This is a genomic window from Asticcacaulis sp. P4_H10, from assembly GCF_056400965.1.
On the sequence record NZ_JBFUKH010000002.1, the window covers coordinates 310,142 to 333,438 of the forward strand.

General features: G+C 61.0%; 25 protein-coding genes. 13 read left to right on the top strand and 12 right to left on the bottom strand.

Features of this window, described 5'->3' with window-relative positions:
- Positions 1 to 53: 53 nt before the first annotated feature.
- The 3 genes from rarD to AC1DON_RS05555 all read right to left on the bottom strand — a co-directional run bounded on the left by rarD (position 54) and on the right by AC1DON_RS05555 (position 2,613).
- Positions 54 to 971 carry an EamA family transporter RarD gene (rarD, locus tag AC1DON_RS05545; RefSeq protein WP_476933756.1) on the bottom strand — a complete coding sequence of 306 codons (918 nt, stop codon included), beginning with the start codon at positions 969 to 971 and terminating at the stop codon, positions 54 to 56.
- Between the two features lie 72 nt (positions 972 to 1,043).
- Positions 1,044 to 2,072: an aspartate-semialdehyde dehydrogenase gene (locus AC1DON_RS05550; RefSeq protein WP_476933757.1), complete on the bottom strand. Its 1,029-nt coding sequence runs from the start codon at positions 2,070 to 2,072 to the stop codon at positions 1,044 to 1,046.
- A 130-nt stretch (positions 2,073 to 2,202) separates the two neighbouring features.
- The gene (locus tag AC1DON_RS05555) at positions 2,203 to 2,613 is read right to left on the bottom strand and encodes a response regulator (RefSeq protein WP_476933758.1); all 411 of its coding nucleotides are present in this window, start codon (positions 2,611 to 2,613) and stop codon (positions 2,203 to 2,205) included.
- A gap of 167 nt (positions 2,614 to 2,780) precedes the next feature.
- On the opposite strand from AC1DON_RS05555, the gene AC1DON_RS05560 reads away from it, so the two are divergent.
- Positions 2,781 to 3,620, top strand: coding sequence for an NAD(P)/FAD-dependent oxidoreductase (locus tag AC1DON_RS05560; protein ID WP_476933759.1), 840 nt, complete (start codon positions 2,781 to 2,783; stop codon positions 3,618 to 3,620).
- Between the two features lie 149 nt (positions 3,621 to 3,769).
- Positions 3,770 to 4,876 carry a cell division protein ZapE gene (gene zapE / locus AC1DON_RS05565; RefSeq protein ID WP_476933760.1) on the top strand — a complete coding sequence of 369 codons (1,107 nt, stop codon included), beginning with the start codon at positions 3,770 to 3,772 and terminating at the stop codon, positions 4,874 to 4,876.
- On the opposite strand, the gene AC1DON_RS05570 is transcribed toward zapE, so the two are convergent.
- Entirely contained in the window at positions 4,863 to 5,690 is an 828-nt protein-coding gene (locus tag AC1DON_RS05570; RefSeq protein WP_476933761.1) for an HpcH/HpaI aldolase/citrate lyase family protein, read from the bottom strand. The genes zapE and AC1DON_RS05570 overlap by 14 nt on opposite strands.
- Positions 5,691 to 5,844: 154 nt before the next feature.
- Between AC1DON_RS05570 and AC1DON_RS05575 the strand changes: the two genes are divergently transcribed.
- Complete coding sequence (locus tag AC1DON_RS05575) at positions 5,845 to 6,612, top strand: Bax inhibitor-1/YccA family protein (RefSeq protein ID WP_476933762.1); 768 nt, start codon at positions 5,845 to 5,847, stop codon at positions 6,610 to 6,612.
- Positions 6,613 to 6,757: 145 nt separating this feature from the next.
- Here the strand turns inward: AC1DON_RS05575 and AC1DON_RS05580 are convergent, their stop codons facing one another.
- Both AC1DON_RS05580 and AC1DON_RS05585 read right to left on the bottom strand, forming a co-directional pair.
- Positions 6,758 to 7,813, bottom strand: coding sequence for a ribonucleotide-diphosphate reductase subunit beta (locus tag AC1DON_RS05580; RefSeq protein WP_476933763.1), 1,056 nt, complete (start codon positions 7,811 to 7,813; stop codon positions 6,758 to 6,760).
- Between the two features lie 282 nt (positions 7,814 to 8,095).
- Positions 8,096 to 8,953 carry a tetratricopeptide repeat protein gene (locus tag AC1DON_RS05585; RefSeq protein ID WP_476933764.1) on the bottom strand — a complete coding sequence of 286 codons (858 nt, stop codon included), beginning with the start codon at positions 8,951 to 8,953 and terminating at the stop codon, positions 8,096 to 8,098.
- A gap of 223 nt (positions 8,954 to 9,176) precedes the next feature.
- Here AC1DON_RS05585 and AC1DON_RS05590 point away from each other — a divergent pair, with 223 nt between their 5' ends.
- Complete coding sequence (locus tag AC1DON_RS05590) at positions 9,177 to 10,577, top strand: leucyl aminopeptidase family protein (RefSeq protein ID WP_476933765.1); 1,401 nt, start codon at positions 9,177 to 9,179, stop codon at positions 10,575 to 10,577.
- Positions 10,578 to 11,042: 465 nt separating this feature from the next.
- Positions 11,043 to 11,906 carry a C40 family peptidase gene (locus AC1DON_RS05595; RefSeq protein WP_476933766.1) on the top strand — a complete coding sequence of 288 codons (864 nt, stop codon included), beginning with the start codon at positions 11,043 to 11,045 and terminating at the stop codon, positions 11,904 to 11,906.
- 77 nt (positions 11,907 to 11,983) lie between these two features.
- Here the strand turns inward: AC1DON_RS05595 and AC1DON_RS05600 are convergent, their stop codons facing one another.
- Complete coding sequence (locus AC1DON_RS05600; protein ID WP_476933767.1) at positions 11,984 to 12,670, bottom strand: c-type cytochrome; 687 nt, start codon at positions 12,668 to 12,670, stop codon at positions 11,984 to 11,986.
- Positions 12,671 to 12,940: 270 nt separating this feature from the next.
- On the opposite strand from AC1DON_RS05600, the gene AC1DON_RS05605 reads away from it, so the two are divergent.
- The 3 genes from AC1DON_RS05605 (at position 12,941) to AC1DON_RS05615 (ending at position 14,861) form a co-directional block, all read left to right on the top strand.
- Entirely contained in the window at positions 12,941 to 13,807 is an 867-nt protein-coding gene (locus AC1DON_RS05605) for a prephenate dehydratase (protein WP_476933768.1), read from the top strand.
- Entirely contained in the window at positions 13,804 to 14,010 is a 207-nt protein-coding gene (locus AC1DON_RS05610) for a SlyX family protein (protein ID WP_476933769.1), read from the top strand. Before AC1DON_RS05605 ends, AC1DON_RS05610 begins: the two co-directional genes overlap by 4 nt.
- 179 nt (positions 14,011 to 14,189) lie before the next feature.
- Entirely contained in the window at positions 14,190 to 14,861 is a 672-nt protein-coding gene (locus tag AC1DON_RS05615; protein WP_476933770.1) for an exopolysaccharide biosynthesis protein, read from the top strand.
- A 2-nt stretch (positions 14,862 to 14,863) separates the two neighbouring features.
- On the opposite strand, the gene AC1DON_RS05620 is transcribed toward AC1DON_RS05615, so the two are convergent.
- The 5 genes from AC1DON_RS05620 to ccmA form a co-directional block, all read right to left on the bottom strand.
- A complete protein-coding gene (locus tag AC1DON_RS05620; RefSeq protein WP_476933771.1) occupies positions 14,864 to 15,403 on the bottom strand; it encodes a redoxin family protein in 540 nt (179 codons plus the stop codon).
- A complete protein-coding gene (ccmD, locus tag AC1DON_RS05625; protein WP_476933772.1) occupies positions 15,400 to 15,567 on the bottom strand; it encodes a heme exporter protein CcmD in 168 nt (55 codons plus the stop codon). The genes AC1DON_RS05620 and ccmD overlap by 4 nt, the downstream gene beginning before the upstream one ends.
- The gene (locus tag AC1DON_RS05630; protein WP_476933773.1) at positions 15,567 to 16,286 is read right to left on the bottom strand and encodes a heme ABC transporter permease; all 720 of its coding nucleotides are present in this window, start codon (positions 16,284 to 16,286) and stop codon (positions 15,567 to 15,569) included. The genes ccmD and AC1DON_RS05630 overlap by 1 nt, the downstream gene beginning before the upstream one ends.
- Before the next feature lie 40 nt (positions 16,287 to 16,326).
- Positions 16,327 to 17,007, bottom strand: a complete 681-nt coding sequence (ccmB, locus tag AC1DON_RS05635) for a heme exporter protein CcmB (RefSeq protein WP_476933774.1) — start codon at positions 17,005 to 17,007, stop codon at positions 16,327 to 16,329.
- A 249-nt stretch (positions 17,008 to 17,256) separates the two neighbouring features.
- Positions 17,257 to 17,898, bottom strand: coding sequence for a heme ABC exporter ATP-binding protein CcmA (gene ccmA / locus AC1DON_RS05640; protein WP_476933775.1), 642 nt, complete (start codon positions 17,896 to 17,898; stop codon positions 17,257 to 17,259).
- A gap of 193 nt (positions 17,899 to 18,091) precedes the next feature.
- Between ccmA and acnA the strand changes: the two genes are divergently transcribed.
- The 5 genes from acnA (at position 18,092) to AC1DON_RS05665 (ending at position 23,278) form a co-directional block, all read left to right on the top strand.
- Positions 18,092 to 20,797 carry an aconitate hydratase AcnA gene (acnA, locus tag AC1DON_RS05645; RefSeq protein ID WP_476933776.1) on the top strand — a complete coding sequence of 902 codons (2,706 nt, stop codon included), beginning with the start codon at positions 18,092 to 18,094 and terminating at the stop codon, positions 20,795 to 20,797.
- A gap of 102 nt (positions 20,798 to 20,899) precedes the next feature.
- On the top strand, positions 20,900 to 21,166 hold the full coding sequence (locus tag AC1DON_RS05650) for a hypothetical protein (RefSeq protein WP_476933777.1): 267 nt from the start codon (positions 20,900 to 20,902) through the stop codon (positions 21,164 to 21,166).
- A gap of 95 nt (positions 21,167 to 21,261) precedes the next feature.
- Positions 21,262 to 21,906: a glutathione S-transferase family protein gene (locus AC1DON_RS05655; protein WP_476933778.1), complete on the top strand. Its 645-nt coding sequence runs from the start codon at positions 21,262 to 21,264 to the stop codon at positions 21,904 to 21,906.
- Between the two features lie 325 nt (positions 21,907 to 22,231).
- Positions 22,232 to 22,579, top strand: a complete 348-nt coding sequence (locus AC1DON_RS05660; protein WP_476933779.1) for a DUF2794 domain-containing protein — start codon at positions 22,232 to 22,234, stop codon at positions 22,577 to 22,579.
- Between the two features lie 207 nt (positions 22,580 to 22,786).
- Entirely contained in the window at positions 22,787 to 23,278 is a 492-nt protein-coding gene (locus tag AC1DON_RS05665; protein ID WP_476933780.1) for a DUF4385 domain-containing protein, read from the top strand.
- The last annotated feature ends 19 nt before the right edge of the window (positions 23,279 to 23,297 follow it).

The window sequence follows — 23,297 nt, forward strand, 5'->3', positions numbered from 1 at the left end:
GAGGCCCCGCCCACCATTTGCTGAGCAAATGGTGGGCGGGGCCTCTTGCTCCCCTACCCCTCAACAACCTTCACCGCTATCAGCCGCCGCCATGCGCCAAAAGCAAAGACCGCCGCGCCACCCCAGATAAACAGGAACGACACGCCCCTCAGCCAGGTGAAGGGCTCGCCTTGCGCCAGGCCGATGGAAAACGAAATGGTCGGCGCGATGAACTGGATAAAGCCCATGGTCGATAGCGGCAGTCGGCGCGCCACGAAGCTGAAGAGCGTCAGCGGCAGCACGGTGATCGGTCCCGTCAGGACAAACCAGATCGCGTTTGTCGGCGCGGTGAACAGGTGACCACCGCCTGAACTTTCCAGCCAGATCAGGTAGATCAGGCCAGGAATGAACAGGAAGACGCACTCAACCGCCAGGCCCGACAGGGCATTGACCGGCAACTGCTTGCGGATGATGCCATAGGTAGCGAAACTGACAGCCAGGCTGAGCGCCACGTAGGGGATGTGACCCAGCGCCAGGGTCTGAACCAGCACGCCGATGACGGCGCCACCAATGGCGGTCTTACCCCAGTTATCCAGCCGTTCCTTAAAGAACACGGCGCCGACGGCCATGTTGAGCAACGGGTTGAGGTAGTAGCCGAGTGAAGACTCGATCGTGTGGCCATTGGTGACAGCCCAGACGAAGATGCCCCAGTTCAGTCCGACCATCAGGCCCGAGATCAGCAGCCAAAACAGCAGCTTGGGCTGGCGCAGGATCGCCAACAGTTCCGGGAGCTGTTTGGTGCCGACGACCAGTCCAACCGCCCACAGCAGCGCCCACACCGAACGGTGCGCGATGATTTCGAACGATCCGGCGCCGAAGCCATGGATCGGGATGTAGAAGAGCGGCGCGAACCCCCAGATGGCGTAACACAGGACAGCCAGGGTGATGGGCGATGACAGCGGCGACGTTGCGCCGGTGGTCTGAATGGACATTGAATTGCTCAAAAGAAAAAGGCTGGCGGACCACGGTCCGCCAGCCTTTAAGGGTCTGATCTGGTGGCCGTTTTAGGCGGCGACCGTAGCGATAACACCACGTTCGTCGAGAAGCTGTGCGATCTGCACGGCATTGAGCGCCGCGCCCTTTCGCAGGTTGTCCGAGACGCACCAAAGCGAAATGCCATAAGGCACCGTTGTGTCGTTGCGGAGGCGCGATACGTAGGTGTCGAATTCGCCGACGCATTCGATCGGGCTGATATAGCCACCGTCTTCGCGCTTATCGACAACGGCGACCCCAGGAGCCTCTCGCAGGATTTCGCGGGCCAGATGCTCGTCCATCGGGCTTTCGAACTGGATATTGATCGATTCCGAGTGACCGACGAATACCGGCACGCGCACACAGGTCGGCACGACGTCGATCGTCGGGTCGAGGATCTTGTGCGTCTCGACGATCATCTTCCACTCTTCCTTGGTGTAGCCGTCTTCCATGAAGACGTCGATGTGCGGAATGACGTTGAAAGCGATCTGCTTGGTGAACTTCTTGGGTGTCTTGTCGCCCATGCCGTAGATGGCCTTGGTCTGGTCCCACAGCTCATCCATGCCCGCCTTGCCGGCGCCGGCAACCGACTGATAGGTCGAGACAACAACGCGCTTGATCTGCGCGGCGTCGTGCAGTGGCTTCAGGACCGTGACCATCTGGATGGTCGAACAGTTCGGATTGGCGATGATGTTCTTCTTCTTGCATTCCCAGATGGCGTCCGGGTTGACTTCCGGCACGATCAGCGGAACGTCCGAGTGCATGCGCCAGGCCGACGAGTTGTCGATGACGATGGGGCCAAGCGCGCCGATCTTTTCCGACCACGCCTTGGAGACATCGCCGCCCGCGCTCATCAGCACGATGTCGACCTTGGAGAAATCGAACTTTTCGATGTCCTGGCATTTCAGGGTTTTTGTGCCGAAGGAAATCTCGACGCCCTGGGATTTACGCGAAGCGACCGCGTAGATCTCCGAGACCGGAAAGTTCACTTCTTCGAGGATCGTCATAATCTCACGACCCACGGCGCCGGTGGCGCCAACAACGGCGACCCGATAACCCATAGCGTTGCTCCAGGAACTGATAATAACGGCAGTATCGCCGCGTCCGCGGCAAATGGCGTTTTTTGCCCGAATTTACAAGTCAAAATGACTAAACGGGTAGATTAGGCGGGATTTTTACGCGGAATGGCGTTTATCGCGCTGCGCGCAACACACCCTGAAGTCCCTGGCCGTTGGCAGTCTTCATCACCTGGTCGAGCGCGCCGAACAGCGCATCCGACGTAAAGGGCTTCATCAGGTGGCCGTCACCACCGGCGTCAAAGGCGTCGTCAACCGCGATATCGGTTTCGCCGCCAAGGAAGAGGATGGGGGTGTAGCAAAGGTTGAAGCCGCCTTCCATCTGGCGGATTTCGCGCGCGGTCTGAAGCCCTGACATCTCGGGCATTTCAACGTCCATCAGCACGGCGTCGTATTCAGCGATCTGATAAGCTTCCAGCGCTTCCGGGCCGGAGGCGGCGAAATCGACGTCTATGCCGGTTGTCGCAAGCATCAGGTCGATCATGCGGCGCTGAATGGCATTATCTTCTACGCACAGAAGCTTCACAGGTGTCCTCACTGTATTGACGGGCAGGAACGCGTCCGTAACCGCGTTATATTATCTTCGGCTTAGCAGGGGGTTAATATCCCCTTACCCGCCCTATATCTTCATGTCCGCAGTCAGAAATCGCAGTCATTGTAGCGATTTATCCGTTATGAGTGCATAAGGCGGGGATGCGATACGACGTTATTATTATCGGCGTGGGGCCGGCGGGCCTGAGCTGCGCCATCTGGCTGAAGCAACTGGGTGTCGAGGCCTTGCTACTAGAGGCTTCCGGCATTGCAGGTGGACTCCAGACGCGCTCGCCCTATCAGAACCTGTGGATTCCCGGTGTGCAGGGCAAGACCGGCCAGCAGGTCGCGGCATCTCTCGTGCGACACGCGACCGATGTGGGCGCTGAGCTGCGGCTCAACGCGCCGGTTCTGTCGGTAGCCGAAGGCTTTGTGGTGACGACCGCGCAGGAGGTTTTGTCAGCGCGCTTTGTCGTGGTTGCGACCGGCTCGATGCCGCGAACGGGCGGGTTTGTTTCGGCGGCCAATGTCGCCATTGGCCCTGGCGAGCCCATGGAAGCTCTGGACGTTGCAGGCAAGTCTGTCGCTATCCTCGGCGGTGGCGACAATGCCTTCGATCAGGCCAAGTTTGTCCGGGGCCGTGGTGGGCAGGTCACAGTCTTTTCGCGAGGCGAACCGCGTGCGCAAAAGCTGCTGCAGACCGGTATTCCCGATGTGCCGGTCGTGATCGGGCCTTATGACGCCCGGCAAGAGGACATGACGGTCAATGGCCAGCGCTTCGATGCTTTTGGGGTGCAATACGGCTTCGAAGCGGTGGTACCGGCTGGCCTCGATATCCGGGGCGAGGATGGTTATGTCACGGTTGATCGCTTCGGTGAAACGCGCGTGCCGGGCGTCTTTGCCTGTGGCGAGGTGACGGACTTCTGGCACCCGTGTGTGGCGACCTCCGCCGCTCATGGCGTGCAGGTTGCCAAGCAGGTCAGCAAACGACTGCTCGGTTAACTTATGGCCGAAATCCCACACGCGGCTTCACAATTACGCACCCGCAGCATTTTTTAACGCGATCTTTCGATAAATCCGCTAGAAGGCTTGCCATGTAATCCTTAGGTGGGGCGATGGCCGCAAACGGCCGCGCGTAGCGTCAGAGACACATGGGTATCCGCACCGAGTACAAACGCCTGATCAAGTCGGGCGAGATCACGGCTGACCCTGCCCAGAAGGCGGGGATCGAGGCGTTGGTGCGGCTTGAGCGCCAGATCTGTCAGACCCATACTTGGTGGCGTATCCTGTTCGGCATGCGCCCGCGCATTTACGGCCTCTACCTGTGGGGCCCGCCCGGCCGCGGCAAGTCCATGATGATGGACCTGTTCTGCCGCTTTGCCCGCGAACCGAAAAAGCGCCGCGTTCACTTCCACGCCTTCATGTCCGAAGTCCATCACCTGATCCGCAAGTGGCGCGAAAGCGACGTTGCGACGCGTAAAGCTGTGTTCGGCATGCACAAGGGTGACGATCCGGTCGCCCCGGTCGCCAAGGTCATCGCCGAGCGTTCGCGCCTGCTGTGCTTCGATGAGCTTCAGGTCACCGATATCGCCGATGCCATGATCATCGGCCGGCTGTTCCAGGCGCTATTCGAACGCCGCGTCGTGCTGGTCGCGACATCGAACCGTGCACCGGACGATCTCTATAAGAACGGCCTGAACCGCGACCTGTTCGTGCCGTTCATCGACATGATCAAGACGCGCTGTACGATGGTCGAAGTCGCTGGCCCGCGCGATTTCCGCATGGATCGCCTGCGCGGACACCAGACCTATTTCTTCCCGTCGACCAGCCCGGAACAGGTCGCCGGATTCAACGGCCTGTGGACCGACATGACAAGGCTCAACACCGAAATGGAAGCGGTGCTGACGGTCAATGAGCGCAAGCTGACCTTCAAACGCGCCGCCGGGCCGCTGCTGCGCGCGACCTTCTCGGAACTGTGTGGCGTCTACAACGGTCCGGCCGACTATCTCGAAATCGCCGAACGCTTTACGACGGTGTTTATCGAGAATGTGCCGGTCCTGGGGCCGCACAACCGCAACGAAGCCCGCCGTTTCGTCACCTTGATCGACGCACTGTACGAAGCCTCGGCCAAGACGGTCATCCTGGCGGAAGCCGAACCGGCTAAGCTTTATCCGGCGGGCGATGGCGCATTTGAGTTTGAACGCACCGTGTCGCGACTCGAAGAAATGCGCTCCGAGGACTACCTCAACCGGCGCTAAGTTCGAGGATCACCTGCGCTTGTTCCAGATGCAGGCGTTCGACCATCTCGCCATTGACCGACAGCACACCATCGTCCGAGCCTTCAAAGGCCGCAACCACGGCCTGAGCCCATGCAATCTCGGTCTCCGAAGGCGAAAATGCCCGGTTGGCCCCCGCGATCTGGCTGGGGTGGATCAATGTCTTACCGTCAAAGCCTAAACTGCGGCCCTGATCGCATTCGGCGGCAAAACCAACTTCATCCGTATGCTGATTATATACCCCATCCAGCACGATCAGGTCGTTCGCCCGGGCGTGCAGAACGATTTGCGACAGTGCGGTGACAATGTCCTGCCGCGCCGCCATGGGCCGGGTCCGCAGGCCCTTGCGCAGGTCGTTAGGACCGGCGATGAGGCCTTTCAGCCCGATGGCAGAAGCAACTTCAGCCAGATTGACGACGCCGCGTGGCGTTTCGATCATCGCCCACAGGCTCGTATCGCGTGGCAGGGCGTCGCGCACGGCATGAATAGCTTCCGGCGCTTCGACCTTGGGCACGACGATGCCGGTGATCGTTCGGGCGCGTATGCAGTGGCTCAGGGCATCGATGGTCGCCGCCAGATGGCGGGGATCGATCCGCACCAGAATCTGTCCGGCCTGAAATCCGCCGGCCTCCAGCGTCGCCACCAGTCCGGCCAGGGCACTGGCCCAGCCATCGGGCCCGACGGCGTCTTCTAGGTCGAAGATCAGCGCGTCGCTGTTGAGGGCGGCCGCCTTGGCCAGAGCCTTCGCATTGCCGCAGGGCACGAACAGAGTGGAGCGGTACCGCGCGGTGCGCATGACTAACCCTTTGGACTTATTGCTTATAAGGATCGCCGCTCTCACAATACCTCTTGTAAGAACAACGGGTCGCCATCATATTGACGTTTAGACGGACTATCAGGCTTTATCGTCTGAGATGTGTCCGGACAAGATTTAACGGGGAATAACCTCAATGGCTGACTACGATAGTCAAATCGCACAGGGCCGCGGCTCTGTAAAAACCGATACCAAGGATACCTCGGTTGACTTGGGTATGCGCAACTTCCTGCTCGGCATCTACCAGAAGATGGCGCTGGGCCTGGTTGTTACCGGCCTGATGGCGTGGGCAGTAGCCAATTCGCCGGCCCTGCTGCAACTGCTCTATAACATCACGCCGGACGGCCGCGTTCGCGGCTACACCATGCTCGGCTGGATTTTCGCGTTCGCGCCGATGGGTCTGAGCTTCGCTTCGGGCATGTTCATGAACCGCCTGAACGCAGCGGTCGCCGGCAGCTTCTACTGGGTGTTCGTCGCCGTCATGGGCGTGTCGCTGTCGTCGATCTTCCTGCTCTATACGGGTATGTCGATCGCCAATATCTTCTTCATCACCGCCGCCACCTTCGGCGTGGTAAGCTTGGTCGGCTATACGACCAAGCGCGATCTGTCGGGCATGAAGGGCTTCCTGATGGCCGCCGTTCTCGGCATCATCATCGCCGGCCTGGCCAATGCCTTCATCTTCAAGAGCGGCATGATGCAGATGGCGATCTCGGCTATCGGCGTCCTGGTCTTCTCGGCCCTGATCGCCTGGCAGACCCAGTCGCTGAAGCAGATGTACTACGAAGTCGGCGAAGTCGGCCAGCAGAAGCGTGCAGCCCTGACCTATATCGGCGCCCTGTCACTGTATGTGAACTTCATCAACCTGTTCATCAGCCTGCTGCAACTCTTCGGTGGCCGCCGCTAAGTGGACCGATTAAGTTAGAATGTAAGAAACCCCGGAAGGCGACTTCCGGGGTTTTTCTTGCCTTTCTTCTGTCGCCAGGGCGGGGAGAAGGCATTAAAAAGGGAGCCCGTGAAGGCTCCCTTTTGCATTTAGTGTTCCTGAAAGCTTAAACGCCCATGCCTTGCTTGGTCGCTTCAGCGCGCTTCTTGAGCAGTTCGTCGAAAGCGCCCCAGACGCCCTGTTCGCCAGTCCACTGGCCCTTGGTGGCAGCCTTGGAATATTCCGTGGCGCGGGCTTCAAAGAAGTTGGCGTGTTCGACGCCCGACAGCAGGACTTGCAGCCATGGCAGCGGGTTTTCCTTCACGCCACCGAACACTTCCGGCAGGTCGAGCTGACGCAGGCGCCAGTCGGCGATGTAGCGGATATAGGCCTTGATATCGTCAGGCGTCATGCCCTGGACCGGACCCATTTCGAAGGCCAGGTCGATGAACTTGTCTTCCATGTTCACGACAGTCTTGCAGCAGTCGATGATGTCGTCGGCGACCGACTTGGTGACGGCCTTCGTTTCCTTGTTGAAGGCGTGGTAGAGCTTGATGATGCCTTCGCAGTGGAGGCTTTCGTCACGCACCGACCACGACACGATCTGGCCCATGCCCTTCATCTTGTTGAAGCGCGGGAAGTTCATCAGCATGGCGAACGAGGCGAACAGCTGCAGACCTTCGGTAAAGCCGCCGAACATGGCGAGCGTCCGGCAGACATCGGCTTCGGTATCGACGCCGAACGTGCCCATATAGTCGTGCTTGTCCCGCATGGCCTGGTAGTCCATGAACGCGCCGAATTCCGATTCCGGCATGCCGATCGTTTCGAGTAGCAGGGCATAGGCGGCGATATGGACGGTTTCCATGTTCGCGAAGGCCGACATCATCATCTTGATTTCGGTCGGCTTGAAGACGCGCGAATAGCGTTCCAGATAGTTGTCCTGGACCTCGATGTCCGACTGAGTAAAGAAGCGGAAGATCTGCGTCAGTAGGTTACGCTCACTGTCGGTCAGCTTGGTCGCCCAGTCCTTGCAGTCTTCGCCCAGCGGCACTTCTTCCGGGATCCAGTGGACCTGCTGCTGCTTGCGCCAGAATTCGAAGGCCCACGGATAGCGGAAAGGCTTGTAGGAATGGCTGGGGGTCAGGAGACCGGCCTTGGACTGCGACAAAATCAGAGAGCTCATTTTACCATTCCCGAATCGAGGTTACGCGCCACGTGGCAGGGTCATATTCACCACAGCTAGTGGTTAATGACCAGTAAACATCTACATCTTGTGTATCGTTTTTGGGGATATTTTTCGCCAGCCTTTCCCGCGTGGGAATCAGGGCGTGACGAACCAAAAGGTTAACGGGATCGCAAGGGAGAGTCGAGGGGGGATTAAACGCAATTCGCCCTCCTTTTAGGAGGGCGAAGACGATGGTACAAGCTACGTCGCGTTACGGGTCCAGGGTCGTTACGACCCTGGTTAGCTGCCCGACGCCTTCAGCGAATCCCACGATCGGGTCAAGGGCGTCGTCGACGGCTTGGCCTGCTGGCTTTGCAGCCAGGCGAGGTTGGCGTCGGCCTGGGCGGGCGGCAGGTCCTGGCGCAGCAGCTTTTCGGCCTCGGCCAGATTGCCGGACAGGCCAAGTACCAGGGCCAGATTCTGACGAACCTGCATAGTGGCGTCACGCTGGGCCACAGCCGTGCGCAGCAGGGTTTCCGCGCCGGGCAGATCTCCAGCCTCGGCCTTGGACATGGCGATATTGGTCAGGACCGACGGATTGTTGGGCGACAGCTTGAGCGCGGCCGCCCACGCTATTTGCGCGTCTTCCGGGCGCCGTGTCTGGTCGTAGGCGACGCCCAGCAGCGAATAGGCCTGCCAGGTATTGGGCTTCAGCTCAATGATGTGTTTCAGCGGTTCGATGGCATAGAAGGCATTGCCGGCGGCGATATGCGACTTGCCGGCAGCCATCAGGACCTGGACATTGTCGGGCGAGAACAGCAGGATCTTCTGGGCCGTGTCGGCGGCTTCGGCATTGTTGCCGATGGCCCGCTGGGCGTTGGACAGGTAGAGGCCGATCTCGGCATTGGTCGGATCGCGGCTGAACTGCAGCGCGAAGAAGGCCGCCTGGGCCAGCGGGTCGGAGCGCAGTACCTTTTCGATATCGGCCTTGCTCGCCTTGCGGAAGCTGTCGGTCTGGACGGCGGGCGCCATATTGGTCATTAGGCCGGCCGGCTTATCTTTCTTGCCGAAAAGACCCGCCGAAGCCGGGGCAGCGGCGACCAGAACAGCTGAGGCCAGAATAGCGGGGGTCGACCAGAACAGAAGGCGGTTACGCATGGATACCTCTTGGGTAAAGCTGCGTTAAGGATTCAGAGACAGGCATGAATTTAAGGTTAAGGCCCCAATCAATTGTTAACGCAGGCTGTGCGACAGTCGTGCATTCGCCAGGGCACGAGGCGTTTGATTCGAAGCGCCATCATGCTCCAGGCTTTTGTTTTGTCGCGATATTCAGCCAGAAACCGCTGCGCATTTTTTGGCATATCGCTTAGCGGAGATTCATATGCCCAAGCCCCTGCCCGGCAAGGCCGTCAAGCTCGAACCCACCATCCATGCCCTGTTCGAGGATGAGGTCGACGGCGCGCTGGCGGCGCTGAAGCCGGCACAGTCGGCGTTTCTCACGGCACGCAAGTTTACCGGCAAGGCGGCCAGTCTGGTGGTGCTGCCGGGCGATGGCGGCAAGGGGGAGGGCAGCGTCATGCAGGCCTTTTTCGGCCTGGGCGCGCGCGGCGACTATTCCCCCCTGACCTTTCGCGCCCTTGCTTCGCAACTGCCGGCCATACGCTGGGCGCTGAAGGCCGACGAAGGCCTCGACCGTCACGCTATCCACGCTGCCTGGCATCAGGGCGCCTATCGTTTCGATCGCTACAAGTCTGGCGATCCGAAGGAGGTCGCGACGCTGGACGACAGCGATGTCCTCGACACCGGCGCTCTGGAAGCAGAGGTCCGCGTCCATAGTTTTGTTCGCGACCTTGTCAATACGCCCGCCAATGACATGGGGCCGGCCGATATCGCCGACGCCGCCTTTGCGCTGTCGTTGCGGCATGGCGCCGAGTTCAATGTCACCATCGGCGATGAACTGCTGACGGAAAACTATCCCGCCATCCACGCCGTCGGCCGCGCCGCCGCTGACGACCGCGCCCCGCGCTTCATCGAGCTGAGCTGGCAGGGGCCGGGACCGGCGACGCCGACCATAGTGCTGGTCGGTAAGGGCGTCGCTTTCGACACCGGCGGGCTGAACATCAAGACCGCCGGCATGGGGCTGATGAAGAAGGATATGGGCGGGGCGGCCCACGCCCTGGCTCTGGGTGACTGGATCATGAGCTGCCGCTTGCCGGTGCGTCTGCACATCCTGATCGCCGCCGTCGAAAATTCCATCTCCGGTTCCGCCATGCGGCCGGGCGATATCCTGGCGTCGCGCGCGGGGCTGAGCATCGAAATGGGCAATAGCGACGCCGAAGGCCGTTTGATCCTGGCCGACGCCTTGACGCGTGCTGGCGAGCTGGAGCCCGACCTGACGATCGACTTCGCCACCCTGACCGGCGCGGCCCGCGTCGCCCTGGGCCCCGAAGTCATCCCCTTCTACTGCGACGACGAAGACATTGCCCGCCGCCTGGAGGTCTGCGCCCTGGCGCACAATGATCCGATCTGGCGGATGCCCTTGTGGCCGGGTTACAAGGACGCGCTCGACAGCGATATCGCCGACATCCGCAACGATCCGGCGGCCTGGGCCCAGGCGGGATCGGTGACGGCCGCCATGTTCCTGCAACGCTTCGCGCCCAAGACCGGCGCCTGGGTGCATTTCGATATCTATGCGTGGAACCCGCGCGGCCGGGCTGGCTGGCCGGTCGGCGCTGAGGCGCAAGGGCTGCGTGCCGTTTACCACCTGATCGGTGGTCTCTGATCGGGTGTATGCAACGCTCGCGCAATTAACCAAAAAGAATTTATTTAATTGCGCTGAGTGCGTTTTTATTGTACGACAAATGCGACATTGTTCGTGACGCTATTGGATCTGGCCGACCGTGATGTCTCCCAAATAAACTTGGCGCCGCCGTTATCGTTTCCTGGTCGGCGCCGTTGTCCGTAGTCCTCAACCGGATCGGGCAAGGTTCAGCCCCGGCGTCGTTTTGACGCCGGGGCTTTTTTCTGGCCTGCGCGCAAGGTGCGTGCGGTCACGCTTCGGTAAGGTCCATTACCAATGAATTAAAGGGTTTGCGGCGATAAAACCTTCCGTTTAGCCTCGCTGTTAACGTCACCTTTGCATCCGTCTGTTAGGCTCACCACATAATAAGTTCATCTGGTCAGCTGATCAGTCGGATGTAAACCGGATGAGCGCCCCGCATAACCGATGCAAAAGGCACCGTTTGTAATGACCGAGATGAGTGGCGAACCTTTCGACAAGCGTATCACGCCCTATAAGGACGGCGTAACCGATCAGGCACATGAAGGCGTGATCCGGGCCCGATCCTATGTCGCCGGTGAAGTCCTGAGCTGCTACGACGCCAAGGCGCCGATCCTGGCCCAGCCGGAACACGGCTCCGAGCAATGGGATCAGCTGCTTCTGGGTGAGCGCTTCAAGGTTATCGAGCGCAAGCACGACTTCTATTGGGGGCAGGCCCTGCGCGACGGCTATGTCGGCTATGTGCCGGTCTCGGCCTTCCGCAACGACTGGTACCTGCCGACCCACTACGTCTCCACCCTGCGCACCTATGTATTCGTTGCGCCGAACGTCAAGGCTTCGATCCTGACGGCGATCAGCCTGAATGCCCTGGTCAGTGTCACGCGCTTCGAGAATGGCTTTGCCTATATCAACGACATGGGCTGGGTGTTCGCGAGCCACCTGTCGACGTTTGAGGCTTTTGCCGATGATTTCGTCGGTGTCGCCGAAAGCTATATCAATGCGCCCTATCAGTGGGGCGGCCGCGAAAGCATCGGCCTCGACTGCTCGGGCCTGCTGCAACAGGCGCTCTATGCCTCGGGTTATGGCTGCCCGCGCGATTCGGACATGCAGGCCAAGCTGGGTGTCGGCCTCGACATCCGCACCGACCTTGACGGCCTGGCGCGCGGCGACCTGGTCTTCTGGAAGGGCCACGTCGCCATCATGGTCGACGAAGAGAACATTATCCACGCCAATGCCCACCATATGAAGGTGGCCGTCGAGCCCCTGGCCGCGGCTGTCAACCGCATCGACGCCTGCGGCTCGGGCATGCCGACGGCTTTCCGCCGCCTGTAAACTCAAGGGTGATATTAAAAACGAAAAACCCCGCCGGCAGAACCGGCGGGGTTTTTCGTATGCGTTTTGGGAGCGCCTTAGTGTGCGGCGGCGGCAGGGGCCGGAGCCGCTGCGGTCGGCGCAGCCGGCTGAGGCGTTGCAGCCGCGGCAGCCGGGGCTGCACCTGCGGTTTCCGCCGGAGCGGCAGCTGCGCCAGGAGCGCGCGAGGGATCCGGCGCGGGGATGGCGTAACCGGCCGAACCCATGGTGTGCAGATAGGCGATCAGGTTGATACGCTCTTCCGGCTTCTTGACGCCGGCAAAGGTCATCTTGGTGCCCTTGACCCACTTCGGCGGTGCGCCGAGGAAGCCGTAAAGCTGGTCGTAGGTCCAGTTTGGCGCTTCACCCTTGTGCGCCACCATGGCGTCCGAATAGGCGAAGCTGCCGTGCGATGCGGTCGGACGGCCGACGACGCCCCACAGGTTCGGGCCGGTCATGTCCGGGCCGCCTTGCGTGTCGGTGTGACAGCTCATGCACTTCTTGAAGACGGCTTCACCGGCGGCGACGTCGGCGGCCGGAAGGACCGTGCCCCAGTCGGGCGGGGTGTCAGCGGCAGGGCCACCGCCACCGGCTTCTTCGACCTCGGCGACTTCGATGTGATAGCCAGGCTTCTTCGGCGCATGCGTGTCGTAGATCATGTCCGACCCGATTTTCACGCCCATGATGACCAGACCGGTCGCCAGGACCGCGCCCATAATCTTGTTTACTGTAAGGTCGCCGCTCATATCGCCTGGGATACCCTATAAAATTGAAATCGCAGCGCCCGAACGGGGTCCGGTACGCATCTGCTTGCGTTTGGCTCTCTGACACGCTACCGCCAAATTCGCAAGCGGGCATTTGTCCCGGAAAGGCCATTTTTGGCCTTCCCGGGACAAATCGCCGCATCTTTTTCGCTCAAGCGCCGCGAGGCTCCTCGCACGCGCTCGGGCGCGCAGTCGCGCTTGCCAAATGCTCCCCGCATTTGGAGGCCTAACCCATTAAGGAAATCCAGAGTCATGACTTCGCCGACACCACGCAAGATCGCCTATCAGGGCGAGCCGGGGGCATTCAGCCATCAGGCCATCAAGCGTTGGTTTGGCGACTTTACCGCCGCGCCCTATCCGACCTTCGAAGCGGCCTTTGCCGCCGTCACCTCGGGCGAATGCGAAATGGGCATGATTCCCATCGAGAATTCCGTCGCCGGCCGCGTGTCGGACGTCCATCACCTGCTGCCGCATTCGGGCCTCAAGATCATCGGCGAACGCTTTCTGCCGATCGAAATGAATCTGATGGCGCCTCCGGGCACCAAGCTGTCTGACGTCAAGGTCGCCGCCTCGCACGCCATGGCCCTGCTTCAATGCCGCAATTCCTTGCGCGAACTGGGCATCACCGCCGAAGTCTTTCACGACACCGCCGGTGCGGCGCGCGCCCTGTCGCAGTCGCGTGAGCCCGGTCGCGCCGCCATTGCACCGGAAGTCGCCGCTGAACTCTATGGTCTGGAGATATTGAAGCGCAACATGGAAGACGCGCGCCACAACACGACGCGCTTCCTGGTGCTGACGACCGAAGACCGCGTGACGCCGCCCCAGATGGAGGTGGAATGCATGACCAGTTTTGTCTTCCGGGTTCGCAATGTCGCGGCCTCGCTCTATAAGGCGCTGGGCGGCTTCGCGACTAACGGCGTCAACATGACCAAGCTGGAAAGCTATATCGAAAACGGCGTCTTCGCCTCGACCTTCTTCTACTGCGACGTTGAAGGCCGCCCCAGCGATCCAGGCCTCGCCCGTGCCTTGGAGGAGTTGCAGTTCTTCGCCACGAAGCTGGAAATTCTCGGCACCTACCCGCTCGATCCATTCCGCCGCACCGACGCGCAGCGCCTATGACTCCCGAAGATCGTATCGTCGCGCTCGAGGAAATGGTGGCGCATCAGGCGAAGACCATCGACGAACTGTCCGACCAGTTGTCTGAACAGTGGAAGGTGGTGGATCGCATGAAGCGTGTCTTGGAACTCCTTGGCGAGCGATTGGTGGGCATGGAAGAGCGGACAAGCGAAGCCGCGCCCGTTACTCGGCCACCGCATTACTGACCCCGAACAATGTTATGTGCGGTGCAAACGTTTCGCACCGGCACACACAATCACCTTTTGTTTCCCCAAGGACACACAAGACACTTTTGCACAGGCTGGCCTTGCGTCGGCCACATTCGGCGGCCATATCCTTCGCAATCGCACAAATTCCCGATTGTGCGTGCCGAGCCCGTCTGAACATGTCCGAGAACGCCCAAACCACGACCCGTCTAGCCTCACTCCGTGGCATTGCGCCCGAACCGGAAAACGAGAAGCTGTCGGATGTCCTGAAGCGACTGGCCAACCGGCCGGGCGAGGGCGCGATTGCGATTTCTGACCTGCTCTACGCCATGCGCGACCGCGCCATCGCGGCCCTGCTCTTCGTCTTCGCCCTGCCGATCGCCCTGCCCATGCCGCCGGGCGCCTCGGCCGTCCTCGGCCTGCCGCTGATCTTCCTGGCGCTGCAACTGGCGCTGGGCAAGGAACCGTGGCTACCGAAATTTATCACCAGGCAATCGATGCCCAAGGCGACCTTCAAGGTCATGGTCGACAAGATCGTGCCGTGGCAGATGCGCGCCGAGCGTTTACTGAAGCCGCGCCTGTCTTTTATGACGGGCGTGACGTTTGAACGGGTTGCCGGTTGGGTCTGCCTGCTGATGGCCGTAATCCTGTTCCTGCCGATCCCGCTCGGCAATATGTTGCCGGCCTTCACCATCTGTGTGTTTGCGTTGGGTCTGCTGGAAAAGGACGGGGCGTGGATCATCACCGGTTTCGTCTCGGCGATTGCGTCCTGCGTGCTGGTGTCGGGTGTGGTCGCGGCGACGGTTGCCGCCATCGTCTTCATTGTGAAGCAGGCGCTCGGGATTTTCTAAGCTTACTGGATTTTTCCGGTTTTCGTCGCCGCCTGATAGACGCTGTCGACCGACTGCGGAACGATGGGGCCTGCCAGCTTGTCGCTGATCGTGCCGTCCGGCATGACGATAAATGTCTCGGGCACACCGGTAATCCCCATCTGCACCCCGATGCGCGCGTCCGGATCGCTCAGCGTCCGCACATACGGGTTTTCATGCTGATTGAGGAAGTTGCGGGTGTCCTGAGGCTGGTCCTTCCAGGCAATGCCGATGATCGGTACGCCCTTGTCTTTCAGCGCCAGCAATTGCGGATTTTCGGCGACGCACGGCACGCACCACGACGCAAAGATATTGACGACGATGGGGCGGTCGTAGCTGGCCGCCAGCGTCTTCAGGTCTTGCAAACTGCCGTCGTCGAGATCAGCCAGGGTTTGCGTCGGCACCGACTTGCCGATCATCTCGCGCGGTTCGTATGTCGGCTTCTTGTGAAAATTGAACCAGCCGAGCACGGCCAGCAGGCCTGCCAGTACGATCAGCGGCAACAGCGCCAGAACGCGTTTCACTTTTTCGTCTCCGCCACGGCCGCTTGAAGCGCTGCCAGTTGCTTCTGGCGGTCTGCGTGGGCGCGCAGGGTCAATACGACAAGGCCGATCAGTCCCAGCGCGGTGGCGCCGTAGGCACCCCAGACGAAGAACACGTACTTACCCATGTCGAGATCGAGATGCATCAGTTGAGACTCAGGCGGGCGCGCAGGGCGCGGTATTTGCGATTGAGGATTTCGGAGTCGAGCCGGATCAGGAACAGCCACAGCATCAGGAACAGGTAGGCTAGGCCCATGACATAGAGCGGCCAGCGCATTGAGGCTTCGATGGTCGGCCCGCCCTTGACGAAGATCGACGCGCCCTGGTGCAGGCTGTTCCACCATTCGACGGAAAACTTGATGACCGGCAGGTTGATCAGGCCGACCAGGGCCAGGATTGCGGTGGATTTGGCGGCGCGCTGTTCGTCCTCGATCGAGGCGTGCAGGGCGATATAACCGATGTAAAACAGGAACAGCACCAGCACCGATGTCATGCGGCCGTCCCATTGCCACCACGTGCCCCACATCGGCTTGCCCCACAGCGAGCCAGTGAGCAGGGCCAGCGCTGTGAAGACCGCACCGATCGGCGCGATGGCCTTGGCGGCGGCATCGGCCAGGGCGTGGCGGAAAATCAGGCCGAAGAAGCTGGCGATGCCCATAATGGTATAAGCCGCCAGCGACATCCAGGCGGCCGGTACGTGGATATACATGATGCGGACGGTGTCGCCCTGCTGGTAGTCTTCGGGCGACAGGAAGCTGAGCGCCAGGCCCCAGACAAGAAGCGCTGCCGCGACGATGCCCAGCCATGGTCGCACGGGTCGTGCGACGGACGAGAAACGCTCCGGATTGGCCAGCCAGTTGATCATGGTTGCGACATAAGGCGGAATTGGCTTTCCGGCAAGAGCGTCAGTTCAGCGCACTGCGTAGGGCGGCGCCCATGGCTACGGGTGTGAGGGCGAGCGCGAAGAGTGCGTAGGCGGCGAGGAAAGCCAGGGCCTGCCAGGGAGAGCTGTTTGTCTGGACGGCCTGCATCAGTCCGGCACCAAAGATCACCGGCGGGACATAGAAGGGCAGGACCAGCAGCGCCATCAGGACTCCGCCCTTGCGTGTGCCGAGAGAGAGCGCGGCACCCATACCGCCGATCAGGGCGAAGCTTAACGAGCCGAGCAGCGCTGAGATGAGCGCCATCATCGACATGGCGACCGGTGCGCCGAGGATGATCATCACCATGGGCGTCAACAGCGACAGGATCACGCCTGTGCCAAGCCATTGGCTGAGGCATTTCAACAGCGCGATCAGTTCCAGCGGCAATGGCCCCAGCCGCAAGACATCGAACACGGCGTCTTCATAATCGCGCTCGAACAGGCGCTCGAGTGACAGGAGGCTAGATAGCGCCAGGCATAGCCAGGTCAGCCCGGCGGCAATGCGGCTGAGCACCGCCTGGTCGGGGCCGAGGCTTAACGGGATCATCGCCATCAAAGTCAGGTAGAAACCGATCGCCAGCAAGGGGCCCCCGCCGCGTGTAAGCGACAGGCCGAGGTCACGTTTTAGGAGCGCAAAGGCGGCTTGGGTGAGGGAAGGGGTCATGCACTCACCCTTTCACCTGACGTATTCAATGGGAAGGAACCTCTTCGCCCTCCCTGCTTGCGGGGAGGGGGGACCATTGGCGGAGCCAATGGTGGGCGGGGCCTCTTTCTATCAAATTGGCAGGCGGTAGACGTACCTAATGGCCAGCTTCTTAGCCCGTCGTCCGTGGGGCAGGCCCCGCCCACCATCTGCTCCGCCGATGGTCCCCCCTCCCCATAAATGGGGAGGGCGAAGTGTGCATAAGTATTGTTAGACCACAAACGCCGCCTCCTGCTGTTCGCGGGTGGGGCGGGTCAGGCGCAGCTCTCGGGTTTTGAACGGTAAAGGGTCATGCACGGCGGCGACCAGCATACCGCCGTCTGCCAGGTGCGCCTGCATCAACCCGGCCAGCAAGGCGCGATGATCGGCATCCAGCGGCGCCATCGGCTCATCCAGCAGCCATAATTCCCGCTTCGCCATCAGCAACCGCGCACACGACAACCGCCGCTTCTGCCCGGCAGACAGGTAGCGTGTTTCCAGATCCAGCAATGTCTCTAAACGCAATACTGCAATGGCCGCCGCAGGCTCCCCGCCAAGGAACTTCGCCTGAAACTCCAGCTCCTGCTTGACCGTTCGCGACGGCGACAAGGCATCATGATGACCCAGCACGTGGATGTTTCGCGACCGCACATCCTCCGACTCAAGCTGCGTCCCATTCTCAACAAAGCGGATGTGCCCGGCAAACGCTTGCGAAAATCCCGCCAGGGTCCGCAAAAGCGTGGTCTTTCCGACACCGTTTTCGCCGGTCAGGCTGATGCCCTCGCCCGGCGCCAACCCAAAATCCAAGTTTGAAATCAGCAGGTTATAGCCCTTGCGCAAGGCCAGCCCTTCTACCTGCAATTCCATAACCATAAAAATAACCTCGTCGAACGTAAGGCTTCATAGACGAAAAGGAATAGAAAGTTTAGAAGGCAATTTGCCGCCAACGGAAAGGTTGCAGCGCAACGTCGAGACCCTGTGCGTCCTTCGTTACAAGCGCGCCCCCTCCGGACATATGAACCGCCATCGGGGCGGTTGGCGGCCTACGCGGAAAGGACACGCATTCATGTCTTCAGTTGACAGCTTCAAGTCAAAGGCCGAGCTGAAAGTCGGCGATAAAACCTACACCTACTACGATCTCAAGGCGGCCGAAGCCAACGGCCTCACCAATGCCGGGCAACTGCCGGCCAGCCTGAAGGTCCTGCTTGAAAACCTGTTGCGCAACGAAGACGGCGTGTCCGTCGGCAAGGACGATATCGCCGCCCTGGCCGCCTGGACCAAGAACAAGGGCTCGGTCGAGCATGAAATCAGCTTCCGCCCCGCGCGCGTGCTGATGCAGGACTTCACCGGCGTGCCGGCGGTCGTCGACCTGGCCGCCATGCGCGACGCCATGGTGAAGCTGGGCGCCGACCCTGCAAAGATCAACCCGCTGAGCCCTGTCGACCTAGTCATCGACCACTCGGTCATGGTCGATTATTTCGGCAAGGGCGACAGCTTCGGCAAGAACGTCGACCGCGAATACGAACGCAATATGGAGCGCTACAACTTCCTGCGTTGGGGCTCGTCGGCCTTCAACAACTTCCGCGTCGTGCCTCCCGGCACCGGCATCTGCCACCAGGTGAACCTGGAATATCTGGCGCAAACCGTGTGGACCAATGTCGCTGACGGCGGCGAAGTCGCCTATCCGGACACGGTCGTCGGCACCGACTCGCACACCACCATGATCAACGGCCTGGCCGTCCTCGGCTGGGGCGTCGGTGGCATCGAAGCCGAAGCCGCCATGCTGGGTCAGCCTATCCCGATGCTGATCCCCGAAGTCATCGGCTTCAAGCTGACCGGCACCCTGCCGGAAGACGTCACCGCCACCGACCTGGTCCTGACCATCACGCAGATGCTGCGCAAGAAGGGCGTCGTCGGCAAGTTCGTCGAATATTACGGCGAAGGCCTGACCCACCTCAGCCTCGAAGACCAGGCGACCATCGCCAACATGGCCCCGGAATACGGCGCCACCTGCGGCTTCTTCCCGGTCTCCCAGGCCACGATCGACTTCCTGGCCAAGTCCGGCCGTACGCCTGAACGCGTTGCCCTGGTCGAAGCCTACGCCAAGGCGCAAGGCCTGTGGTTCGATCCGGCCCATGAGCCGATCTTCACCGACACGCTGGAACTCGACATCTCGACCGTCGAGCCCTCGCTGGCAGGCCCCAAGCGTCCGCAGGACCGCGTCGCCCTGTCGAACGTCGCCGCAGAGTTCGCCGCCGCCCTGACGGGTGACTTCGGCAAGGCCGGCAAGGAAGACGAGCGCGTCGCCGTCGAAGGCGAAGCCTTCTCGGTCGGCCATGGCGACGTCGTCATCGCCGCCATCACCTCGTGCACCAATACCTCGAACCCCTCGGTCCTGATCGCCGCCGGCCTGCTGGCCCGCAACGCCGTCGCCAAGGGCCTGAAGGTCAAGCCGTGGGTCAAAACCTCGCTGGCGCCGGGCTCGCAGGTCGTCACCGACTACCTCAACTCCGCCGGCCTGACCAAGGACCTCGACGCCCTGGGCTTCAACCTGGTCGGCTATGGCTGCACCACCTGCATCGGTAACTCCGGCCCGCTGCCGGACGCCATCTCGGCCGCCATCAATTCGGGCGACCTGGTCGCCTCGGCCGTCCTGTCTGGCAACCGCAATTTCGAAGGCCGTGTCTCGCCGGACGTCCGCGCCAACTACCTGGCCTCGCCGCCGCTGGTTGTCGCCTACGCCCTGGCCGGCTCGACCAAGATCGACCTGCGCGAACAGGCGCTGGGCCTCGACAGCGATGGTCAGCCGGTCTTCCTGAAGGACATCTGGCCGACCAAGGCCGAGATCGCCGAACTGCAGGAAAAGCACGTCACCAACGACATGTTCACCGCCCGCTATTCGGACGTCTTCAAGGGCGACGAGCACTGGCAGGCGATCGCCGTTTCGGGCGGCCAGACCTACGGCTGGGACGGAAACTCGACCTACGTCGCCAACCCGCCGTACTTCGAAGGCATGACGATGACGCCGGACAAGGTGACCGACATCGTCGAAGCCCGCGTCCTGGGCATCTTCGGCGACTCGATCACGACCGACCACATCTCGCCCGCCGGCAACATCAAGAAGACGGCCCCGGCCGGCATCTACCTGTCGGACCACAATGTGCCGGTGTCGGAGTTCAACTCCTACGGCGCACGCCGCGGCCACCACGAAGTCATGATGCGTGGCACCTTCGCCAACATCCGCATCCGCAACAAGGTGACGCCGGAAATCGAAGGCGGCGTGACCAAGCACTTCCCGTCGGGCGAAGTCATGTCGATCTACGATGCCTCCATGCGCTACCAGAAGGAAGGCCGTAACATGGTCATCTTCGCGGGCAAGGAATACGGCACGGGCTCGTCGCGCGACTGGGCCGCCAAGGGCACCAAGCTCCTGGGCGTCCGCGCCGTCATCGCTGAGTCGTTCGAGCGCATCCACCGTTCGAACCTGGTCGGCATGGGCGTCCTGCCGTTGCAGTTCAAGGTCGAAGGCTGGGCCAAGCTGGGCCTGACCGGTGAGGAAATCGTCACCATCCGCGGCCTGGAAAATGTCAGCCCGCGTCAGGACCTGATCGTCGAGCTGTTCCGCGCTTCGGACGGCAAGGTCGCCCGCTTCCCGGTCCGTTGCCGCATCGATACGCCGACCGAGCTGGAATACTACAAGAACGGCGGCGTCATGCCGTACGTCCTGCGCAACCTGGCACGCGGCAGCGATGTCGCCGAGGCTGCGGAGTAAGCGTCAACTGATAAAAGAAAAGGCCTCCGGTTCTAAAGACCGGAGGCCTTTTCTTTTTATGCAGGGGCCGCAGGCCCCTGCACCCCGATACATGGAGCGCGCATGACACGTCCACAGATCGTAGCCATAACCGGTGGTGTCGCCACTTTCTTTGCCGTGGTGTGTAATCTCGCCACGGGCGCAGACATGTCTGCGAACCGCACCCTGTCCTATGCTGCCACTATCGCGGCCGTCATTGCGATAGGCTGCGGGGCATATCTGGTGCGCAAAGGCACGGCGTGGCGTTATATCAGCATGGCTTTGCTCGGGCCGGGCCTGTTCGTCCTTGTCGATGCCGGTGTGCGTACCTTTCTGTTTCTGACGCGTTAAACCTTACTCCTCCCCATGAAATGGGGAGGGGGACCGCGACCCGGAGGGGCGTGGTGGTGGGGGCCTCTTCCTTTCCAATCCAGCCGGAAAACATCATGACCAGACCTGAAATGCCGATCGTCTTCTACAGCTTCCCGGTGTCGGGCCACGCCCACCGCGTCGAGCTGTTGCTGCGCGCACTCGACCTGCCGTTCGAACGGATCGACGTCGACCTGGCCAACAAGGCGCAGAAGACCAGCGAGTTCATGACCCTCAATCCGTTCGGTCAGGTGCCGGTCATTGATGACGACGGCACGGTCATCTGGGATTCGGGCGCCATCCTGGTCTATCTCTGCCTGAAGTACGACGCAGAAGGCCTCTTCCTGCCGCGTGACCCGGCCGCAGCCGCGCAGATCACCGCTTGGCTCGGCAAGGCCGCCGGTCCGATCAATTACGGCGCGGCAACCGCCCGCCGCATGAATGTGTTCAAGGCGCCCGGCGACATCACAGTGCCGCAAGCCCTGGCGCACGACCTGCTCAAGGTCATGGACTCACACCTGGCCGATCAGGACTGGCTAGTGGGCGCCTCGGAAACCATCGCCGACTTCGCCTGCTATACCTACATCGCCCATGCCCCCGAAGGCGGCGTCGATCTGTCGGCTTACAGCCACGTCAACGCCTGGATCGCGCGCGTCGAAGCCCTGTCCTATTTCGCGCCGATGCGTCGCTCGCCCGTGGGCCTCTGGGCTGCCAGCGCCTGAACAAAAAAAACCCTTGCGACAAAGGCAAGGGCATTCAGGGTAAAGTATAGGGAGGAAACATCGCCGGCCAAAACACCTTACCTGATCCCCGGGGGCTGGGGGGGCTGTTCAGGGGAGGAACCAAGCAGAGCGTCTTGGCCGACACCTAGGATAATGGCGGCACGAAGCGGCGGCGAAAGGGCGGAAATAAGGTCATATTGCGGTGCTTTCATAACTGCCCGATAAAGGCTGTGTTCATATCCATAAAGGAAAGTGACTTGCGTGATTGCGGTATTTGAGGCCTAATTCCCCTCAGTTCCATGTTTGATTGGGGATGCCCAACTCTATGAGCGTTCAGGATTTCAGTGGCGCCTACCAGAACCCGCAACCGACCAAAGGGCCGGTCTTTTTCGAGCGCAAGGAACTGGAACTGATCCTGCGATTATATGGACGCAAGGTAGCGTCCGGCGACTGGCGCGACTATTCCATCGATAGCGGAAATGAAGCCGTCGCCTTCTGCGTCTTCCGCCGCACCTCCGAAGCGCCGCTCTATCGTATCGAAAAGCGTCCGGCCCTGGCGCGCAAGCAGGGCGCCTTTGCCATCTATAATCAAGCGGGGCTGGTGCTGAAGCGCGGCCGCGAACTGGCCCTGGTTCTGGCGGTGCTGGACAAGACCAAATTCGACATAGTCTAAGCCTGACGAGACGATATCTTCCGTTCTTACACGGATCTTATCGCACCATGAGCTATGCACGCTGCGTCCTTACCTCCAACAGGCTATTGTGTCAGAACTACCGAAGACCCCACTTTGGGACACCCGGTAGGACGAAGAGGCCAGGAAACGACTGCGCAGGTTATTACGCGCACCGTTGTCCTGGCCTTCCTATTTCCAACGCCGGTCATGTCCGCGAAAGCCTTCCGTCCTTCCTATCTTGATTTCAACAAGACCGCTTATGCCTGGAAGCCGGATATCGATTATCGGCGGCATCCCGAAGACTATCGCGTCGGCAAGGGTGAACAGGGCGTTCTGGTCGTCGAGCCGTACAAGAGTGAGATGACGCCGCACTGGCGGTTCCGCACACCAGATATTGCGCAGGCGTCGGCGGACACGCTCTTTGCCATGTTCCTCGACTACCTGAAAAACGACGACTTTGTCGGCGCCGATACGGCGCGCAAGTTCTTGCAGATGGGTTACACGCGCGCCCGGCGCTATGCCAACTACAAGGGCGGCCGCAAATACGATCGCGATAAGGACTACGCCCAAAAGGAACGCGGCACCGGCGATCCAGTAAAGGCCGAAAGCGCGCGCATCTTCTATGATCTGTGGCGCAAGGCAGAATCCGACCCCGATTATGCCACGCGCAAAGCGGCCTGGAAGGCGCAATACGGCTGATCCTTCGTGACAGGTTCTG

What these genes read in the sequence shown, in the direction of transcription:
- AC1DON_RS05575 (WP_476933762.1), top strand. Translation starts at nt 5,845, where the DNA reads ATGGCTGACTACGATAGTCAAATCGCACAGGGCCGCGGCTCTGTAAAA.
- AC1DON_RS05615 (WP_476933770.1), top strand. Translation starts at nt 14,190, where the DNA reads ATGTCCGAGAACGCCCAAACCACGACCCGTCTAGCCTCACTCCGTGGC.
- acnA (WP_476933776.1), top strand. Translation starts at nt 18,092, where the DNA reads ATGTCTTCAGTTGACAGCTTCAAGTCAAAGGCCGAGCTGAAAGTCGGC.
- AC1DON_RS05570 (WP_476933761.1), bottom strand. Translation starts at nt 5,690, where the DNA reads ATGCGCACCGCGCGGTACCGCTCCACTCTGTTCGTGCCCTGCGGCAAT.
- AC1DON_RS05650 (WP_476933777.1), top strand. Translation starts at nt 20,900, where the DNA reads ATGACACGTCCACAGATCGTAGCCATAACCGGTGGTGTCGCCACTTTC.
- AC1DON_RS05630 (WP_476933773.1), bottom strand. Translation starts at nt 16,286, where the DNA reads ATGATCAACTGGCTGGCCAATCCGGAGCGTTTCTCGTCCGTCGCACGA.
- AC1DON_RS05600 (WP_476933767.1), bottom strand. Translation starts at nt 12,670, where the DNA reads ATGAGCGGCGACCTTACAGTAAACAAGATTATGGGCGCGGTCCTGGCG.
- AC1DON_RS05605 (WP_476933768.1), top strand. Translation starts at nt 12,941, where the DNA reads ATGACTTCGCCGACACCACGCAAGATCGCCTATCAGGGCGAGCCGGGG.
- AC1DON_RS05660 (WP_476933779.1), top strand. Translation starts at nt 22,232, where the DNA reads ATGAGCGTTCAGGATTTCAGTGGCGCCTACCAGAACCCGCAACCGACC.
- AC1DON_RS05590 (WP_476933765.1), top strand. Translation starts at nt 9,177, where the DNA reads ATGCCCAAGCCCCTGCCCGGCAAGGCCGTCAAGCTCGAACCCACCATC.
- AC1DON_RS05585 (WP_476933764.1), bottom strand. Translation starts at nt 8,953, where the DNA reads ATGCGTAACCGCCTTCTGTTCTGGTCGACCCCCGCTATTCTGGCCTCA.
- ccmD (WP_476933772.1), bottom strand. Translation starts at nt 15,567, where the DNA reads ATGCATCTCGATCTCGACATGGGTAAGTACGTGTTCTTCGTCTGGGGT.
- ccmB (WP_476933774.1), bottom strand. Translation starts at nt 17,007, where the DNA reads ATGACCCCTTCCCTCACCCAAGCCGCCTTTGCGCTCCTAAAACGTGAC.
- ccmA (WP_476933775.1), bottom strand. Translation starts at nt 17,898, where the DNA reads ATGGTTATGGAATTGCAGGTAGAAGGGCTGGCCTTGCGCAAGGGCTAT.
- zapE (WP_476933760.1), top strand. Translation starts at nt 3,770, where the DNA reads ATGGGTATCCGCACCGAGTACAAACGCCTGATCAAGTCGGGCGAGATC.
- AC1DON_RS05610 (WP_476933769.1), top strand. Translation starts at nt 13,804, where the DNA reads ATGACTCCCGAAGATCGTATCGTCGCGCTCGAGGAAATGGTGGCGCAT.
- rarD (WP_476933756.1), bottom strand. Translation starts at nt 971, where the DNA reads ATGTCCATTCAGACCACCGGCGCAACGTCGCCGCTGTCATCGCCCATC.
- AC1DON_RS05550 (WP_476933757.1), bottom strand. Translation starts at nt 2,072, where the DNA reads ATGGGTTATCGGGTCGCCGTTGTTGGCGCCACCGGCGCCGTGGGTCGT.
- AC1DON_RS05595 (WP_476933766.1), top strand. Translation starts at nt 11,043, where the DNA reads ATGACCGAGATGAGTGGCGAACCTTTCGACAAGCGTATCACGCCCTAT.
- AC1DON_RS05580 (WP_476933763.1), bottom strand. Translation starts at nt 7,813, where the DNA reads ATGAGCTCTCTGATTTTGTCGCAGTCCAAGGCCGGTCTCCTGACCCCC.
- AC1DON_RS05560 (WP_476933759.1), top strand. Translation starts at nt 2,781, where the DNA reads ATGCGATACGACGTTATTATTATCGGCGTGGGGCCGGCGGGCCTGAGC.
- AC1DON_RS05665 (WP_476933780.1), top strand. Translation starts at nt 22,787, where the DNA reads ATGTCCGCGAAAGCCTTCCGTCCTTCCTATCTTGATTTCAACAAGACC.
- AC1DON_RS05655 (WP_476933778.1), top strand. Translation starts at nt 21,262, where the DNA reads ATGACCAGACCTGAAATGCCGATCGTCTTCTACAGCTTCCCGGTGTCG.